Source organism: Paraburkholderia sp. BL6665CI2N2 (assembly GCF_004366535.1).
In the GTDB taxonomy this organism is placed as follows: domain Bacteria; phylum Pseudomonadota; class Gammaproteobacteria; order Burkholderiales; family Burkholderiaceae; genus Paraburkholderia.
Window position 1 is genome coordinate 1,966,697 of sequence record NZ_SORC01000001.1, and the last position, 18,505, is coordinate 1,985,201.

The window sequence follows — 18,505 nt, forward strand, 5'->3', positions numbered from 1 at the left end:
CACCATGTCCACCGTTTTTCATCGTTCGCCTAAACAGTCGCTGCCGGTCGCCGTCGCGGGCGACGGCATCGAGATCATCGATTCCACCGGCAAGCGCTATATCGACGCGTCCGGCGGCGCCGCCGTTTCGTGTCTCGGTCATAGCAACCAGCGCGTGATCGACGCGATCAAACGACAGTCGCAGCAGTTGCCGTATGCGCACACGTCGTTCTTCACCACCGCGCCTGCCGAGGAACTCGCCGACCGCCTGGTGGCGAGCGCGCCGCACGGGCTCGAACATGTGTATTTCGTCTCGGGCGGTTCGGAGGCGATCGAGGCGGCGCTGAAACTCGCGCGCCAGTACTTCGTGGAGAAGGGCGAGCCGCAGCGCCGCCATTTCATCGCGCGTCGGCAGAGTTATCACGGCAACACGCTCGGCGCGCTGGCGATCGGCGGCAATGCGTGGCGACGCGAGCCGTTCCTGCCGATTCTGATCGAAGCGCATCACGTGAGTCCGTGTTACGCGTATCGCGAGCAGCGCGCCGACGAAACCGAAGAGGCCTTCGCGCAGCGTCTCGCCGACGAACTCGAGCAGAAGATTCTCGAACTCGGCGCGGATACGGTCGCCGCCTTCGTCGCGGAAACGGTGGTCGGCGCGACCGCCGGCGCGGTGCCGCCGGTGCGCGAGTATTTCCGCAAGATTCGCGCGGTGTGCGATCGCTACGGCGTGCTGCTGATTCTCGACGAGATCATGTCGGGCATGGGCCGCACCGGCTACCTGTACGCCTGCGACGAAGACGGCGTGGCGCCGGACATCCTCACCATTGCCAAAGGGCTCGGCGCGGGCTATCAGCCCATCGGCGCGACGCTCGTGAGCGACCGGATTTATCAGACGATCGTCGGCGGCTCGGGGTTCTTTCAGCATGGCCATACCTATATCGGTCACGCCACCGCCTGCGCCGCGGCGCTCGAAGTGCAGCGCGTGATCGCGGATGACAATCTGCTGGCGAATGTGCTCGCCCGCGGCGAACAACTGCGCGGACGGCTGCGCGAGCATTACGCACAGCATCCGCATATCGGCGACGTGCGCGGCCGGGGGTTGTTCGTCGGTGTCGAGCTGGTCAAGGACCGTGTCGGCAAAACGCCGTTCGACGCCCGGCTTAAGCTGCACGCTGCAATCCGGCGTGAGGCGTTCGCGCGTGGTCTGATGGTGTATCCGATGGGCGGCACCGTCGACGGCCGGATCGGCGATCATGTGCTGCTGGCGCCGCCGTTCATCTGCACCGAGCGCGACATCGACGAGATCGTCAGCCGGTTCACGGATGCGGTCTGCGGCGCGCTCGCCGCCGTTTGAGCATTCCGACGCCACCAATCAAGAGAGCGATCATGACCGAACGTTTACCTCACTTCGACCCGTCCGCCGCCACGCCTGAACAGAAAGCGGTGCTCGACGAAATTCTGTCCGGCCCGCGCGGCAATCTGAACGGGCCGTTTCTCGGCTGGATTCATAGTCCGGAGCTGGCGCAGCAGGCGCAACGTCTGGGCGCGTTCTGCCGCTATCGGACGGGTTTGCCGCTGCGCCTGTCGGAGCTGGCGATTCTCGTGACCGCGGCGCGCTGGCAGGCGCAGGCGGAGTGGTACATCCACTACCCGATCGCGCTGCAGGCGGGCGTGTCCGAAGCGGACGCCGAGACGATTCGCGAAGGAAAGCGCCCGGATTTCGCGGACGCCGACGACGCGTTGATCCACGACTTCGCGAGCGAGCTGTACGACACCAAGCGCGTTTCGGACGCAATCTATGCGAAGGCGGTCGAACGCTTCGGACATCAGGTGGTCATCAACCTGGTGGGCCTGCTCGGCTATTACGCCTTGGTGGCCATGACGCTGAACGTATTCGGCATGCGCGCGCTCGGGCAGGAGAGCTTGCCGTTCGCCGAATAGGCCGGCGGCATGGCGGCGCCGTTGTGCAGTTGCGCGCGCTGCGAGGGGCAACTTCGGCGCGGGCGGCTCCTGATAGGCTTCTGTTTGACCAATCGCCGCAGCGTCACGACGCTGGCACACGGAAGCGCCTATGATGGAGTTCGGTCCACGCCCGCGCCGGCGACGCCGCGCGACATTCTCGACCGATGCCGAAACCGCAGACCACCCGGGCGGGATCGTTGCGGCAGGCGTCAGATTCGGTCGTGCAGCGCGCGAAGCAGGCACAAACAGGAGAGAGCGATGAAGCGCAAGGCATCAGCAGTCTGGCAAGGCGGCCTGCAAGACGGCAAGGGCTCGATTTCCACCGACAGCGGCGTCCTCAAGGAGACCCAATACTCGTTTTCGACACGCTTCGCGGACGGCATCGGCACGAATCCGGAAGAGCTGATTGCGGCTGCGCATGCGGGGTGTTTCTCCATGGCGCTATCGGCGGAACTGGGCAAGGCCGGCATTACGCCCGAACGCATCGGCACGACGGCGACCGTCACGCTCGACAAGGACGGCGGCGGTTTCGCGATCACCGCGGTGCATCTCGACGTAGCCGTGAAAATCCCCGGCGGCGACAAAGCCGCCTTCGACAAAGCGACCGCCGACGCCAAGGCCGGCTGCCCGGTGTCGAAAGTATTGAACGCCACGATCACGATGGACGCGAAACTCGAAACCTGAGTTCTCGACTTTCTTTGGTGATCGACAGGCGATAAAGCCGGCGCGCGGGTCAAACCCGGCGCCGGCTTTTGTGTGCTGGCCTTGAAGGCGCCGATGCCGTTGCGCTTTCGCCTGCGCGCAGCACTACGCAACCGGCCCGACGCGAAAACGATCAGATAAGGCGCATCAAGGCGCTTCACCCTCGGCCCGCTGAACGGTGCGCATCGCAGTGGGCGTCCCTTTGACGCGGTTCTTCACGAACTTGTCGAGATCGAAAGTTGAAGTCTTGCCGACGCGCGGCAGGCAATCGCGCACCCATGTGTCGGCCGTGGCATGGCCCGCCTCGCGCAAGGCGCGGAAAAATTCGATGGAGGGCGTGTTCTTCGATGCAGCGCCGATCTCGTCCATGAAGCGGTCGGCGCGAATCACGTGAAAGCGCTTGGGCGAGTAAGGCTTTCCGTGGTGCTGAAGGCCAGGGTTTTCGGCGACGAGTTCGTTGATCAGCTGGATCTGACGAACTTCCGCGACCCACGACGCGCCGAAGCTGATTTCGTTGATCCGGTTGTTGATCTCGCTCGGGCGTTCAGGCGGGCCATGCTTCGTGCGGAGCGGATCGATGAGAACGCTCAGAATGTCGTCGGCCCATTTGACGAGCGGCGCGAGCGCCGGGTTGGCCAGGTAGCCGCCGTCCCAATAGAACTCGCCGTCGATTTTCACCGCCTCGAAGAGTGTCGGGAAGCAGGCTGAGGCCATCAGCGCTTTCGCCGAAATTTCCCCCGGACCGAAGATGCGCAGCGCGGTCAGGTTGACGTTGGTCGCCGCCAGGAAGAGCTGGGGCACGGCGTCTTTCGGGTGATTGACGACCCCGAAATCCGGAATCACCGTTTCCATGATGGAGCCGAGCGAATTGGTCAGCCACGGCATGGCGTACGGCGAACTGAGCGGCTCGAGCATGCTTTGCGCGAGCACCACCGGATTGAGATCCACATTCCAGCGCTCGGGAGACTTCAGAAGATCCGTGGGTAAGTTGTAGAACGGCTGCCATTTCGACGCGGCGCCGACCAGCGTCCAGAGTTGTTCGAGCGCCCGTTTGGCGTCGGTGGGACTTCTGCTCAGGCCGTACGTGCAGGCCGCGGCGTTGAGCGCACCGCCGCTCGCGCCGCTGATCGCGAGAATCGACAGCGTTCCGCGCCCGACTTCGTCGAGCAGGCGGTCGAGCACGCCCCACGTGAACGCCGCGTGCGCGCCGCCGCCCTGGAGGGCGAGGCCGATCATGGGAATGTCTTTTGTCGTCGCCATCCTGACCTCCGTGCTGCGGTCGCGCAGCAGTCGTTGACCTCATAGGGGAAAACGAAAGTGCCGGCGCGGTTTTAACCGTTGTACTGCACCGCACGAATTTCCGCCATGGCGCGTGGTGGGGCGCGCCTTTTGTGCGTGAGCGATTAACCTGAAAAACGAGGGTTGCTGCATTCGTATGGCTTTTTAACCGATAAGGAGCAAACGTTTCAGGAAACGAAATCGAATCGTAATGCCTCGCAGAACAAATCAGTATTATTTGCCAGATTTAGGGTTTTGTAATAGTTTCGCCGTCTTTTGTGCGACCCCGCTGCGTCGTGAAGGAGGCAACACTTCCTGTAGCCATGCGTAGCAATGTTTGGTCGCATATAACATCGCTGGCCCATCTGCCGGCCAAATTTCAATGCGGCTTGGCTTGCGCGGATCGCAATCGGACGTCAATCACCAGTACGGTCGACAGGATTTCGACATCCGGCTCGAATGGTACGGTTGCAGACCCGACAGGCACGGATTCGGTTGTCTTGGGTGCAAATTCAGTCGCAGACCGGGACAATACGGTTTCGGTCGGTGCGCCGGGTGCTGCGCGTCAGATTACCAACGTTGCAGACGGTACGGCTCCGACTGACGCTGTCGATGTGCGCCAGATGAATAGCGCGATTAACAGCATCCGTGACGATATGCAGAAATACCGCCGTGACGCTAACGCTGGTTCGGCCCCGGCGGTCGCGCTCTCGATGCTTCCGCAAGCGCCGGCTCCCGGAAAATCGGTCATTGGCGCGGCGGTCGGCAATTATGCGGGCCAAACTGGTTTCGCTGTCGGTGTTACGGAAAGCACATCGGCAGTCGCGGGCAGACATGGAAGAAATCGAAGTGTTCGACGAAACGGACCGAACGGAGTCTATTTCTTCACCAGTTGTCTTGCATTTTTTTGCGTGTTGCTAGCTGAAAACCGACGTAAAAAAATTAAGAAAAAATTACGGATATCCTGAAATCTATGTCAGGAAACCCTGACCAATTTCCGGAGTCGCGAGTAGGGTTAATGGAATTTAATTGTTGATTCCGCAGTACCTGAATATCGCCATAGGCTTTTTGTAGACAAATGAAAAGACCTATGAGAGAGTTCGCGCGGGCACTCATCTTTCCTTTTATTACTCGATTCAAATAGAGGGAGCCACCGCATCCAATGCGAATAGCGCGGGAGCTTCGTCTCACATAGTGCTCAATGCGTTGCGAGAAAGAAAAAACGGTCCGTGTAGCGGGCGCAAGGGCAGGTTGCCATGCCACGGCCGAGGAAGCGTTTTGCAGCAGGCTACTGAGGGGGCGGTAACGATGAGTAACCCAGTCGGAACAGAGTCGGGCACTGGCTCGGCAAAGAAAGCACTAAGGCCTGGCCGGCAATTGGCGTTCCACCATATGATCGCTTTTCCTCTGCGTCTACCGTTCGGACCTTCCTAACCCAGACATTCGTCAAACGTCTCAGCGGCCAGTACCTCAAAAACTGGCTATCTGACCGAACTTCACTATTTACTTAGTCATGCGAATCGAATCGCAGGCGTGGTATTCGCTCGCGCTCAAGATTCGTGGTTCGCCGGGAGTGAGGGCGGTTCGCAACCGGTCCAACGCTGAAACACCTCGTGCCGCAACGAGACGGTTTGTAAATCATGAATAGGCATCCTGAATAAATCGGGTGCATGCACACGCTCGCGTTTTGTGAACTTCGAACTTCAATTCCTCGTGAGGCAACGGCATGAACAAAGCATATCGGACCATCTGGAACAACGCGTTAGGCGCCTTCGTAGCCGCGTCGGAGCTGGACGTATCGCGCGGCAAGGGAAAGTCGGGAGCGGCTGCTTCCATATGCGACGCACGCAGCGGCGAGCAGGGTTCTGCGGCGTCGCAAGGTTCGGGAGCGCGTGTCGTCACCGTGCTGTTGCTAATGGGTTTCGGGGGATGGGCCGCGCAGGCGCAAGCGCAGGCGAGCTGCTCGGCGGCACCGTACAACTTTTATAGCGGCAGCACCACGTGCGTGGGCTTTCAGTCCACTGCCTCTGGAGGCGGAGCCACAGCGGTAGGTTATGGCGCCAACAGTACGGGACTGAATGCCTTGTCTTTTGGCTTTCAGGCCATTGCGAGTGCGACCAACGCAATCTATATGGGCGCGCGTACGGCTGCGGGCACCGGCGCGACGGCGCAGTCGGCGATTGGCATCGGAACGGATGTCGTCGCTAGTGGAACGTCGGCCATTGGCATTGGCCTGGACAGCGTTTCTAGCGGGAATGTGTCCACCGCTGTCGGCCCGTTGGCGAAAGCAACCGGCGACAACAGCGTTGCCATGGGCTCGAGTGCCAACGCTGCCGCCTCGGGCGTGGTCGCATTGGGCAGCGGAGCCACAGGCTCCCAGACCAACGGTATAGCCGTTGGTTCGGGAGCCAGCGCCACCGGTGCAAACGCCCTTTATCTGGGCGCGCGCACTGCGGCGGGCACCGGCTCGACCGGTACGGCCTCCATCGCCATCGGCACGGACGTCACCTCGAATGCGGATTATGCCGCGGCGATTGGCTTCCAGGCCGTGGCAAGCGGACCCGCCGCCGTCGGCGTGGGCTATACCGCTGCGGCTTCCGGCACGCATGCTGTTGCTGTCGGCTTCCAGTCCATCGCCAGCGGACTCAACGCCGTCTATCTCGGACCGCGTTCTGTCGCCGGCACCGGCGCAACGGCGGCCGGAGCGATTGGCGTCGGCACGGACGTGACTGCGTCCGGTCCCTCTTCACTCGCCGCCGGCACAGTGTCCAAAGCGACGGCACAGAATGCCGTGGCTTTGGGAGCGGGCGCCGCCGCCTCAGGGCTCAACGCGCTCGGCATGATGAACGGCTCACAAGCCACCGGTGCCAATTCGATAGCGTTGGGGTCATCCGATACCGTTGCCGAAGGCGGCGCGTCTACCCCGGCGACGGTGGCAGGCGCCGCGGCGTCGGGCATTCGCGCCATTGCGATCGGCTCCGGCGCGAGTTCGGCGGGTTCCTCGTCCATCGCGATAGGCGATTCGGCGCTGACGGGCGCCAACACAGATGCCCTCGCCATGGGTACCTCCGCAACGGCAAACGCGGCTAATGCTTCCGCCATCGGCAATGCGGCAAGAGCGCTCGCCGCCTCCACGGTTGCAATCGGCGACGGCAGCAGCGTCGCCGCGGCCGCCGGCGCGGGTTCGTTCGCCGGCGGCCATAACTCCCAGGTGCTCGGTGGGACGGGCGCAGTCGCGCTGGGTCAGGCGCAGACCGCGAGCGGCAACGGCGCAGTCGCGATTGGCGATCCGAATAGCGCGAGCGGCAATGGCGCGGTCGCCGTGGGCGCGAATAATACCGCCACGGGCGACGGCGCGGTAGCGCAGGGCAACGGCAATACTGCCAACGGTCAAGGCGCGGTCGCGCTGGGCAACGCGAGTACCGCGAACGGCGCGAGCGCGCTGGCGTTCGGCGATTCGGCGGTGGCCAATCAGACCCATGCGATTGCACTCGGTGCCGGCGCATCAACCAGCAACGCGAACGACGTCGCGTTGGGCGCGGGCAGTACGACCGCAGCGCCCCATACGGGCACTACCGCGCTTTACGGCGGCACCGCGACCGGCATCGCGAACGCGGCCAATGGCGTGGTGTCGGTCGGCTCCGCTGGCAAAGAGCGGCAACTGCAGAACGTGGCAGCGGGTGTGATTTCGGCTACCAGCACCGACGCGATCAACGGCTCGCAACTGAGCACGGTTGTGACCGGCGTTAATAATCTCGGTGCCTCGACGGCCGGCACATTGGGCGGCGGCGCCAGCTATAGCGCGACAACCGGCGATATCACCGGCTTTAGCCAGCCAGTCAACTCCGTCAGCGCTACCGGAGCCGTAAGCGGACCCAACCCGCAGACGACGGTTGCCGGTGCGTTGACCGCGCTGAATACGAATATCGACAACACCGCCAATATCGCGGTGAAGTACGACGCGGCGGGCGGAACGAAGATCACGCTCGGTGCGACCGGCGGGGCGGGAGCCGGATCTCCGGTGACCATCACCAACATGGCGCCGGCTGCACTGAACGCGACAAGCACGGACGCGGTGAATGGATCCCAGCTGTTCGCCACCAACCAGCAGGTGTCGACCAATACCACAGCGATTGCCAACATCAACAATGGCGGCGGGATCAAATATTTCCATACCAATTCGGTATTGGCTGACAGTGTTCCTACCGGCACCGATGCGATCGCGGTGGGACCGGTCGCCAATGCGTACGGTAACGATTCAATCGCCCAAGGCCTGAATGCGGTGGCCGGCGTAAACGGCGCACCGACCACCGCTAACGACATAGCGTTGGGCAACGGTGCTCAAGCCAGGGGTGGCGATTCGATCGCTCAGGGCACCGGTGCCATCGCGAACACGGCCGGCGCCATTGCGATCGGCCAGACGGCAACGGCCACCGGCGGCAAGGCGGTGTCGATCGGCGTGGGCAATACCGCGAGCGGTAACGGCGCGGTCGCTATCGGCGATCCGAACTCGGCGATCGGGACCGGCGCGATAACCATGGGCGCGAACAATACGTCCAACGGCCAGGGCGCGGTGGCGCTCGGCAATGCCAATATCGCGACCGGCCAGGGCGCGCTCGCACTGGGCAACGCATCGCAAGCGAACAATGCCGGTTCGGTCGCGTTCGGCGACGCCGCAACGGTATCGGCCGCGGCGACGCAAGGCGTAGCGGTCGGCTCGGGCGCCACGGTGACCAACGCCGGCGCGGTGGCTCTGGGGGCGGGAAGCACGACTGCCGCCGCGGTGGGGACGCCGGGCGCGACGATCAATGGGACCGCGTACACGTTTGCCGGCACCACGCCGGCGAGCACGGTCAGCGTCGGCAAAGCGGGCGCCGAACGCACCGTGACGAATGTTGCCGCAGGCCAGTTGAACGCTTCGAGTACCGACGCGGTGAACGGCTCGCAACTGTACGCGACCGATCAGGCGGTCGATGCACTTGCCACGACGGTGACCGCCAACAAGACGCACTACTACAGTGTCAACGACGGCGGCACGCAAGGCGCCAACTATGCCGACGACGGCGCCATCGGCGTCAACGCGCTGGCCGCGGGTGTCGGCGCTCTGGCTTCCGGCGCGAGCAGCACGGCACTGGGCAACGGTGCGCAGGCGCTGGCGAACAACGCAACCGCATTCGGACTGCAAGCGACGGCTTCGGTGGTCGGCGGCGTGGCGATCGGCTCCGGATCGGTTTCGGATCGTACGGTTCTGCCCGGTTCGGGATCGATCGCCAACGGTTCCCACGCGATTCCGTTCAATACCTCCGATGAGACTTTGCTCGGCGCAGTGTCCGTCGGCAGCAGCACCGCCTACCGGCAGTTGACCAACGTGGCCGACGGCACGCAGGCACAAGACGCGGTCACCGTCAGGCAACTGGCGGGCGCGTTGTCGTCGTTTTCGGTGACCGGCACGAACTATTTCCACGCTAATTCGACGGCGGCCGATTCGCTGGCCGTGGGCGCGGAGTCGATCGCGGTTGGACCGACCACCGTCGTCAACGGCGACAACGGCGTAGGTGTCGGCAACGGAGCGGTGGTCGATGCAACCGCGCCCGGCGGTGTCGCGATCGGCCAGCAATCGCATTCGGCCGCGGCCGACGCAATGGCGCTCGGCAGCGGCGCGGTCGCGAGCGGCGCGCAATCGATTGCGCAGGGCGCCAACGCGAGTGCCGCAAACCAGGGCGGCGTGGCAGTCGGCTCCGGCGCGCAAAGCAGCGCAACCGACGCCGTAGCGCTTGGTGCCGGAGCCAGCTCGACGTTCGCCAATAGCGTGGCGCTGGGCAGCGGTTCAACAACAGCCGCGGCGGTGGCCACGCCGGGTGTCACCATCAACGGCACGGCCTACACCTATGCAGGCGCGGCTCCGACCAGCACGGTCAGCGTGGGCAGCGCGGGTCACGAGCGCACGGTGACCAACGTGGCGGCCGGTCAGGTGAACGCGGCGAGCACCGACGCGGTGAACGGTTCGCAACTGTACGCAACCGATCAGGCAGTCAGCAGTCTGTCCGCGACGGTAACGGCCAACAAGACGCATTACTACAGCGTCAACGACAACGGTACACAGGGTGCCAACTACGCCGACGACGGCGCCACCGGTATCAATGCACTGGCGGCCGGCGTAGCTGCCACGGCGGGCGGCGCCAACAGCACGGCGCTGGGGCAGGGCGCGGTGGCGAATAACGCCAATGCGGTCGCGCTCGGCAGCGGCTCGATCACGGCCGCGGCGGTAGCAACGACCGGCGCCACGATCGATGGCACGGCCTACACGTACGCCGGTACTGCTCCGACCAGCACGGTCAGCGTGGGTAGCGCGGGTCACGAGCGCACGGTGACCAACGTGGCGGCCGGGCAGGTGAACGCGGCGAGTACGGATGCCGTGAACGGTTCGCAGCTTTATGCGACGGATCAGGCGGTCGACAACCTCGCCGGAGTAGTGACGGCCAGCAAGACGCACTACTACAGCGTCAACGACGGCGGCACGCAAGGCGGCAACTACAACAACGACGGCGCCACCGGCGTCAATGCATTGGCGGCGGGCGTGGGGGCCACGGCCGCTGGCGTGAGCAGCTTTGCCGGCGGCAATGGCGCTGCCGCGCAGGCGAACAACGCGCTTGCATTAGGCGCGCTGTCGAGCGCTTCGGTGGCCGGCGGAGTCGCGATCGGCTCGGGATCCGTGTCCGATCGCGCGGTGCTGTCCGGGATCGGTTCGATTGCGAACGGCAGCCATGCGATCCCCTTCAACACGTCGGATCAAACCTTGCTCGGCGCCGTGTCTTTCGGCAGCGTGACCGGCAACACCTATCGCCAGTTGACTAACGTCGCGGACGGCACGCGGGCGCAGGACGCCGTCACGATCAGACAGCTTGCGGGCGCGCTGTCGTCGTTCGCCGTGTCCGGACAGATGTACTTTCATGCGAACTCGACGGCCGCGGATTCGCTGGCGGTCGGCGCGCAATCGATTGCCGTTGGACCGACGACCGTAGTCAACGGTGACAACGGCGTGGGCATCGGCAACGGCGCCGTCGTCGATGCCACGGCGCCGGGCGGCGTTGCGATCGGCGAGAGCTCGAATGCGGCGCAGGCCGACGCGATCGCGCTCGGCAGCGGCTCGATCGCGAGCGGCGCCCAGTCGATCGCACAAGGGGCGAACGCAAAGGCCGCCAACGCAGGCGGCGTGGCGATTGGCTCGGGGGCGCAAAGCAGCGCCGTCGATGCCATCGCAATGGGCGCCGGCGCGAGCGCGACGATGGCAAACAGCGTTGCGCTGGGTGCCGGATCGGTGACGACGGTTGGCGCGTTGAGCAATTACATCGCGTATGGATTGAGCAGTCCGCAGTCGTCCGCGGGTGAGCTCAACATCGGTAATCGGCAGATCACCGGTGTGGCGGCCGGCAAGGCCGGTACCGACGCCGTGAACGTCTCGCAACTGGATTCGGTGTCGACCCAGTTGACCACGCTGATCAACCAGCGGACCACCAACAATGGTGGCAGCTTCTCGTCCTCGCCGGGCACGCCGACGCCACCGGCCTCCACCGGTTCGAATTCGTCGGCGGGCGGGCACGGCGCGTCGGCATCAGGCTCCAATAGCACGGCGGTCGGCAACAGTTCGCAAGCCAGCGCGACGGGCGCGACAGCGGTGGGGGTCGGCGCGGCCGCGAGTGGGAATAATTCGGTGGCACTGGGTTCCAATAGCTCGGACGGGGGGCGAAGCAACGTGGTATCCGTCGGCTCACTTAACGATACCCGGCAGGTGGCGAACGTGGCAGCGGGAACGCAAGGGACGGACGCAGTCAACGTGGACCAGCTCAATGCCGGACTGGCGCAAGCCAATGCCTATACCGACCAGCGCGTGGACCAACTGCAATCCGGCATCAATTCGGTCGCGCGCAATGCCTATTCCGGCATCGCGGCGGCGACCGCATTGACGATGATTCCGGAGGTCGACAAGGACAAGACCCTGTCATTCGGCATCGGCACGGCGGGCTTCCGTGGCTATCAGGCCGTGGCGTTGGGCGGAACCGCTCGTCTCACCGAGAACGTCAAGATGAAAGCAGGCGTCGGCATGAGCCCCGGCGGCACCACCTTCGGGATGGGCGCGGCCATGCAATGGTAGGGCGTGGATGCCTTCGCTCAAGTGCGGACAACCCGACCGTGCGCCGAACCGGGCGTACGAAAGAACAGTACGGAGAACATAATGAATCAGCTTTCTGAATGGAGTTTATCGCTGAGCCTCGCGTTGCTTGCCGGATGTTCGAGTGCCTCGGGGCCGACGTTTAATGCTTATGCGGTTACCGCCGCCGACGGTTCCACGCTTCATCAGGTGGAATGTCACGGGTTGTTCGAAGGACCGGCTACCTGCATGAAGGTCGCCGAGCGGATCTGTCACGGCGAACCGGTCCGCCCGGTGCAGAAAGTCGGGCGCCTGCTGCCGGACAATGACCAGACAGATGTCACGCGACGACTCACATTCGCGTGTGGCGACGCGCCGGATACCCCGGCTTCAACGGGCTCGCAGCCGGTCGCACCTGCGGCGCAAACGGTCGATGAGTTCGTGCTGCGAAGCGATGCCCTGTTTGCTTTCGGGCAGTCAAGCCGCGCTTCGATCTTACCGGGCGGAGCGGCCGCTCTTGACCAGGTCACCACGCGTACCAGGCAGAGTCGCGGCGTTCAGTCCATTTCGGTCGTAGGTCACACCGACCGTCTTGGGCCCGAAGCGGTTAACTACCCGTTGTCCCTCGCGCGCGCCCAGACAGTGAGGGCGTACATGATTGATCATGGACTGGACGGTGAGTTGATTCACGCAGCGGGCGTGGGCTCCCGCGATTCGACGAGCACGAAGTCAACCGTGTGCCCGGCTCGATCAACCGCTCAACGACCCAAATCCACAGCGGCACCGTGCTAACGAGCAGCTCCATGGCCGTATCGGACAGCTCGTACTCGACTCGAGGGGCGTCGCATGGCACAAGAGTGGGACGTTCAATCAACACCGCGCCATTCCGGTCACCGACGTGGCATCGTGGATCAAGGCAAACCTTACTTCGGGCCGCAGCGAGTAATCGGGAGTCACACCATCCAGGCAAACGGCATCCACGACAGCTTCCCCGAACACAAAGCCCGATCCCAGCGATGGGGAAGGGCTCCCGTACTCCGTACTGACTTCCACCGAATTCTGCTCGGCAAAGTCGGCGTGTGAAAGCAATGCAGCAGGTGGCCGAAGTTGCTTGTCAGCGGTCGTTGTTGCAGAGAATCTGTCGCTGCGGATAAGCCGTCGTTCAGCCAGCCGTCCCGGGTCGTTTCTGCGCGAGAAATCGCAGCGACGCACGGTGCGCGCGCTGCGGCAAACCGAAGACCGCGGCATGCTCGCCAGGCACCTCGTGCGCAAACACCATACCGTCGACGCAGACCGCGAGGCCCGCCGTCATAGAACGACTCACTGTCAGATCCGCGCGTAGATCGAACTGCCGATCGTCAGCGAAGTTGCCGTGGTCGACGCGAAACGGATCTCATAGAGGTCGCGTCCAAAATTGCCCGGCACCTTGATCGACATGCCGCCGAGCGTATCACTCACCGGCACGATCAGTTGATAGCGAAGATCTTCGTTGCCGTACAGCACGTAGCCCGGGAGTTCCGCGAGTGTCGCGAAGAACGCCGGCGGATTGCCAAGAACGACAATCGGCACGGCGCTCGGCGCATCGTTGGTCAACGTCCATTGTGTGCCGACGCGTTGCTGCCACGCGCTGTCGAGCGCCGCCAGCGGGGCGAGGTGCTGGCCGACCGGCAGCGTCAGATACGCGTAGCCCGCGCCCGGCACGACCCGCTTCATCAGATAGCGATAGTTGAACGCGTTTCCTTCGCTGTCGTTGCCCGACACGACTGCGAAGCGATACGACGCCGAATCGCTATCGCTCCACCACCAGCCGTCGCTGCGGTACTGGTACCCGCCGATCTTCGCCCAGCCTCGCGTAGCAGCGTCCCACTGGTTGATCTGCAGACTACCATCCGCGTTGGTGAGCACTTGATACGGCAAATCCGAACTGCCGTAGATGCCCGCGCCGCTCGCAATGCCCGGCCCCGAAGCGACCGGCGGCGCCGTGGTGCCAAGCTTCGCCGGCAGCGACGAAATCGTGCCGTCTTCCTTCAACGCCGACAGCACCAGCGTTTCGGCAATCGCCCGGGCGTTGTAGCCCGCATTGCCGGTCACCAGCAGCGCGAACTGCGAGTTGGGCACCACGAAAAATTCGGTCGAGTAGAACGCAGTGCCGCCGTCCTTTTCCCAGCCGAGCACGCCCGCGGCGTCGAGCGCCGGCTGCACCACGGAGTCCCAGCCGAGACCCCAGCGCCATTCCGGCGACGGGTTGATCGTCAGGTTTTTTGTCTGATCCATGCCCATCTGCGCGATGCCCGCTGCAGACACAATGCGCTGTCCCTGGAACACGCCACCGCCGTAGATCATCTGCGCGAGATTCATCATGTCGGCGGGCGTCGAACTCAGTCCGCCGGTCGCGTACGCATTGACGAATTCCTGATGCTGCGTGCCGTTCACGTACGGCAGTGAGAACGATCCTCCGGACGGCACGCTCGTCAGATAGCTGGACTGGGTCATCTTCAGCGGCGCGAGAATAGCCGACTGGACGAAGTCCGCGAAGCTCTGACCCGTCATGGCGAGCACGATCTGCTCGACCATCGTGAAGCCGTCGTTGCAATAGACGGCCAGGTCACCCGGCAGATGCTTCAGGTGCGAGTTCGCGAGTTCGGCTTGCGTGTCGGCGGCGTATCCGGCAACCGGCTCGAACGTGAAGAGGTTGCGCCCATTCGTGCCGGGCAGACCGGATGCATGCGACAGCAGATGACGCGTGGTGATCTGCGCGTATTCCGGCGACAGCATCGTGAAGGTCGGTAGATATTTGACGATCGGCGTGTCGAGCGTGATCCGACCGCGATCGACAAGGATCGTCGCCGCCAGTGCCGGGAACAACTTACTGACCGAGCCGATGTTAAAGCGCGTCTGCGGCGTTGCCTTGATCTGCCCCGGCACCGACGCCAACCCGAAGGCCTGCTGCCAGACCACGGTGTTGCCCTTGACCATCGCGATCGAGATCGCGGCGACGGGATTCGACGGATCGCTGACGGCCTGCTGGATCATCTGTTGACCGAGCGCAATGGTCTGCTGATAGGGCGTCGACTGGATGTCGCCGTTGCCGCAGCCGGGCAGGACCGCCGCGAGCATCCCGGCGCCGGTGTAGCCGAGAAATTCCCGTCGGCCTACGCTGAAAAGAACCTCGTGATTGCGATCGCACTTGGTCACGGCATTCCCTTTTCTCTGGTTATCAGGATCTGCAAAAAGCGCGTTTCTTCAGCTACGGTGCCGCCAACATGGCAATGACGATCTTCTCAATTTCGACGCAGCGGGATAGCTTCTTTTGACCGGACCACCGTGCCCCAAATCATAGGCGTGCGGGCGAACTTGAGTAGCGACGTGTCGAGATGCTACGAAGCTTTGGCTTAAGAGCGCGCCCATAAGGTACCAAATTCTGCTCAACGCAGCACGAGATATCGTCTGACGCAATCTCCGATATACGATCTCTTTAATTTACGTTTCGCTGGCCTCATTCTCCATCACGGGCACACCAGGTGCGCAAAGCGGTCGTTCGAACGTCGGACGCATTGGGTAAGGCAACGGCCGGAATTCGCCGCCTGTACGCATTCGTCCGCCGCGCCGGAAGCTTCCGCGTACGAGGCCATCTTTCGCCCGACGTCCGCCGACAGCGAGCGGCATTAACGCTAGACTTTAAGCATTTTCCGGGAATCTGACATGCTTACGACCAGGCGTCCGGCGCTTCGCCGAGCTGCGATGCTCCCGGGGAGCGTTTTAAGGCTGCTGACATGCAGCCTGATCGGTTTCGCCTGCATAAATGTCCCAGCTCAGCCCGTGTTGCAGATCGCGCGTATAGCGAATGTCCCGGACCAGGAGGTTGGTGCGGAGATTCTCACGGTCGTCTATGCCAAGCTCGGCATTCACGTTGAATTTGTCGACGTGCCGGCCAAGCGGTCATTGATCGAGTCGAGTTCGGGCCGCCTGGACGGTGAGGTTCAGCGCGTGCTCGATGTACAGAGAGAATATCCGACGCTCGTCGCTGTCAGGGAGCCATTCAACTATATCGAGCCGGCGGCCTTCGTGAAGGAGTTGAATTTCCACGTCAATGGTTGGGAATCGCTGCGTCCTTACCGCGTCGGCATCATACGCGGTGTAGGTTCGTCTGAGCGCGGGACGGCCGGCATGCCACAGGTTGAAGTCACCGAGACGATGGATCAAATGATGTTGATGCTTGCCCACGATCGCATCGATGTTGCCGTCAACGATCTCTTCAGCGGTATGCTCGTCATACGCAGGCTGGGTCTGGATGGGCAGTTGCGAGCGGTGTTGCCGCCCCTGCAGCATATCGACATGTACCACTTCCTGAATGAGCGCAACCGCGAACTCGTGCCCCGGGTGGAGGCCGTCATTCGGGATATGCGGGCAAGCGGGGAGTTGCAGGCGCTTCGATCGCACATTACTCACCGCATGCTGAATGGAGCGGCTCAAGGTGCGCCTCCGGTAGATCGGTGATCAGCTGCGTTCCTAGACGAGTATCGCCGCACGAAACGCGTGCCGACGACAACCCTTTGACGCACGCCAGGATTTGTACTCGCTGCAATTTGCTCGCTGCTTCCCTATAAATAAAAGAAGACGAGCGAGCAAACCGTTCGCGTCCTGATGGCCCGTTGCTGGCAAACATGCTGCAGCCGAATCTCAAGTCGACTTTGATCCATCGAAGATCATGTATCGGGTCGATCGTATCCCTGCGCGCGAGCGCACTGGAACGCGCTCGGCGCTATCAGACGCGCGAAATAATTTCTTCACAGTGCAAGGCACCATGGGAGGTGCGCTGTGTTTAACCATACCAAATCGACCCACTCAACTCTGTCTCGCATCTGGTTTTACACCGCCGTAACAACGGCATGTCTGACCGGTTGTTCCTGCGCGGACGCAGCCGCAGTCGCCACTTCTCCGGCAGCCGCTTCCGCGGTTGCTCCAGCATCAGCACCACCACCGGCGCCCGCCACCGCGCGAGCGAAGGAAATACGCGCTGCAACCGGCAGCACGCCCGCGCCAATCGACTTTCCTGCGATCGTCGAGCGCTATGGGCCAGCGGTTGTGAATATCCGCGTGACAGTGCCGGTGAATGCGCCCGCGAGCGCGACGCCCGCTTTGGGTCCCAGCGCCGAAGCGGTCGACGGTGACGATCCGATCTTCTCGTTCTTCAAGCAGGCCTTGCCACAATCGCAAAACGGCCTGGGCGCCACGCCGCGGGTGATGTCTGGCGTCGGATCGGGCTTCATCGTGAGCCCGAACGGTCTCATTCTGACGACGGCGCATGTCGTCGATCAGTCGGATGACGTGACCGTGCGCCTGACCGACCGGCGCGAGTTCAAGGCAAAAATCGTGGCTGTCGATACGCAAAGCGACATCGCCGTGATCCAGATCGACGCGACGAAGCTGCCTACCGTCAAGCTCGGCGATTCGGCGCGCGTGCGCGTCGGCGAACAGGTGCTGACGATCGGTTCGCCAGACAGCTATCAGAACACGGTCACGGCGGGCATCGTCAGCGCGACGTCGCGCACGCTCGCCGATGGCAGCACGTTTCCGTTCTTCCAGACGGACGTGTCGCTGAACCCCGACAACTCGGGCGGCCCCGTGTTCAACCGCGCGGGCGAAGTGGTCGGCATCGACGTGCAGGTGTATGCCGATAGCGATCGTCTGCAGAGCCTGACGTTCGCAATCCCGATCAATATGGCGAACAAGGTGCGCTCACAGTTGCAGGGTGAGCAAGCCCAGCAGGGCCAGCCAAGCGCTCAAGACAATGCGCGCAGCAATCTGGGCATTCAGGTAGAGGACGTCGATATGAATCTGGCGAACGCGTTCGGCCTGCCGCGCGCCGCGGGCGCGCTGGTGACGTCGGTCGACCCGGGCAGTCCGGCGGCGGCGAGCAATCTGAAAACGGGCGACGTGATCGTGCAACTCGCCGACAAGCCTATCGACCACGCGGCCGATCTAACCGGACAGAACCCGGCGTTGCAGACCGGAACGAAAGTCCCGCTGAAGCTGATCCGCGATCACAAGCCGATGACGGTGATGGTGAATGTCGGGCCAGCGTCGCAAGAGGCGAACGCAGGTGCGGGCGGGGTTGCAGGCCCAAGCTCTGACGCAGGCTCGCGGCAGTTTCACGCGCTCGATCATCTTGGCCTCACGATGCATTCTTTGACCGACCAGGAGCGGCGCAGCATGGATCTTCCTCAAGGCCTGATGGTCGACGACGTGTCGGGGACAGCGGCCGCTGCCGGCATCAAGCCGGGCGATGTCGTGCTGTCGTTGAACGGCACGCTGGTCGCGTCGCAGGATGAACTGGCGTCGCTTGCGGCAAGGGCTGGCAAGAAGGCAGCGTTGCTGATCCAGCGCAATCACGCACGAAGCTTCGTCACGGTCGACCTCAAATAAAACCGGAGT

Annotated in this window: 9 protein-coding genes and 2 pseudogenes; 9 read left to right on the forward strand and 2 right to left on the reverse strand. The window is 63.2% G+C overall.

Annotated features, from left to right (window positions below; translation table 11 throughout):
- The first annotated feature begins 4 nt into the window (after positions 1–4).
- The 3 genes from B0G81_RS08870 (at position 5) to B0G81_RS08880 (ending at position 2,625) form a co-directional block, all read left to right on the forward strand.
- A complete protein-coding gene (locus tag B0G81_RS08870) occupies positions 5–1,333 on the forward strand; it encodes an aspartate aminotransferase family protein (RefSeq protein ID WP_134134566.1) in 1,329 nt (442 codons plus the stop codon).
- Between the two features lie 32 nt (positions 1,334–1,365).
- Entirely contained in the window at positions 1,366–1,920 is a 555-nt protein-coding gene (locus B0G81_RS08875) for a carboxymuconolactone decarboxylase family protein (protein ID WP_134134571.1), read from the forward strand.
- Between the two features lie 279 nt (positions 1,921–2,199).
- Positions 2,200–2,625, forward strand: coding sequence for an OsmC family protein (locus tag B0G81_RS08880; protein ID WP_012427331.1), 426 nt, complete (start codon positions 2,200–2,202; stop codon positions 2,623–2,625).
- Between the two features lie 165 nt (positions 2,626–2,790).
- On the opposite strand, the gene B0G81_RS08885 is transcribed toward B0G81_RS08880, so the two are convergent.
- Entirely contained in the window at positions 2,791–3,903 is a 1,113-nt protein-coding gene (locus tag B0G81_RS08885) for a patatin-like phospholipase family protein (protein ID WP_134134575.1), read from the reverse strand.
- Positions 3,904–4,409: 506 nt separating this feature from the next.
- Here B0G81_RS08885 and B0G81_RS45340 point away from each other — a divergent pair.
- The 4 genes and pseudogenes from B0G81_RS45340 to B0G81_RS44525 all read left to right on the forward strand — a co-directional run.
- Positions 4,410–4,736: pseudogene (locus B0G81_RS45340) on the forward strand (YadA-like family protein); the annotation flags it as partial.
- A 911-nt stretch (positions 4,737–5,647) separates the two neighbouring features.
- Entirely contained in the window at positions 5,648–12,073 is a 6,426-nt protein-coding gene (locus tag B0G81_RS08895; protein WP_134134577.1) for an ESPR-type extended signal peptide-containing protein, read from the forward strand.
- Between the two features lie 246 nt (positions 12,074–12,319).
- The gene (locus B0G81_RS08900; protein WP_243856400.1) at positions 12,320–12,862 is read left to right on the forward strand and encodes an OmpA family protein; all 543 of its coding nucleotides are present in this window, start codon (positions 12,320–12,322) and stop codon (positions 12,860–12,862) included.
- Positions 12,863–12,905: 43 nt separating this feature from the next.
- Positions 12,906–13,016, forward strand: a pseudogene (locus tag B0G81_RS44525) (aromatic alcohol reductase); the annotation flags it as partial.
- Between the two features lie 380 nt (positions 13,017–13,396).
- On the opposite strand, the gene B0G81_RS08915 reads toward B0G81_RS44525, so the two are convergent.
- Entirely contained in the window at positions 13,397–15,187 is a 1,791-nt protein-coding gene (locus tag B0G81_RS08915) for a serine hydrolase domain-containing protein (RefSeq protein ID WP_134143036.1), read from the reverse strand.
- 702 nt (positions 15,188–15,889) lie between these two features.
- Here B0G81_RS08915 and B0G81_RS08920 point away from each other — a divergent pair.
- The gene (locus tag B0G81_RS08920) at positions 15,890–16,567 is read left to right on the forward strand and encodes a transporter substrate-binding domain-containing protein (protein ID WP_208328521.1); all 678 of its coding nucleotides are present in this window, start codon (positions 15,890–15,892) and stop codon (positions 16,565–16,567) included.
- A 588-nt stretch (positions 16,568–17,155) separates the two neighbouring features.
- Complete coding sequence (locus B0G81_RS08925; RefSeq protein WP_134134582.1) at positions 17,156–18,496, forward strand: trypsin-like peptidase domain-containing protein; 1,341 nt, start codon at positions 17,156–17,158, stop codon at positions 18,494–18,496.
- The last annotated feature ends 9 nt before the right edge of the window (positions 18,497–18,505 follow it).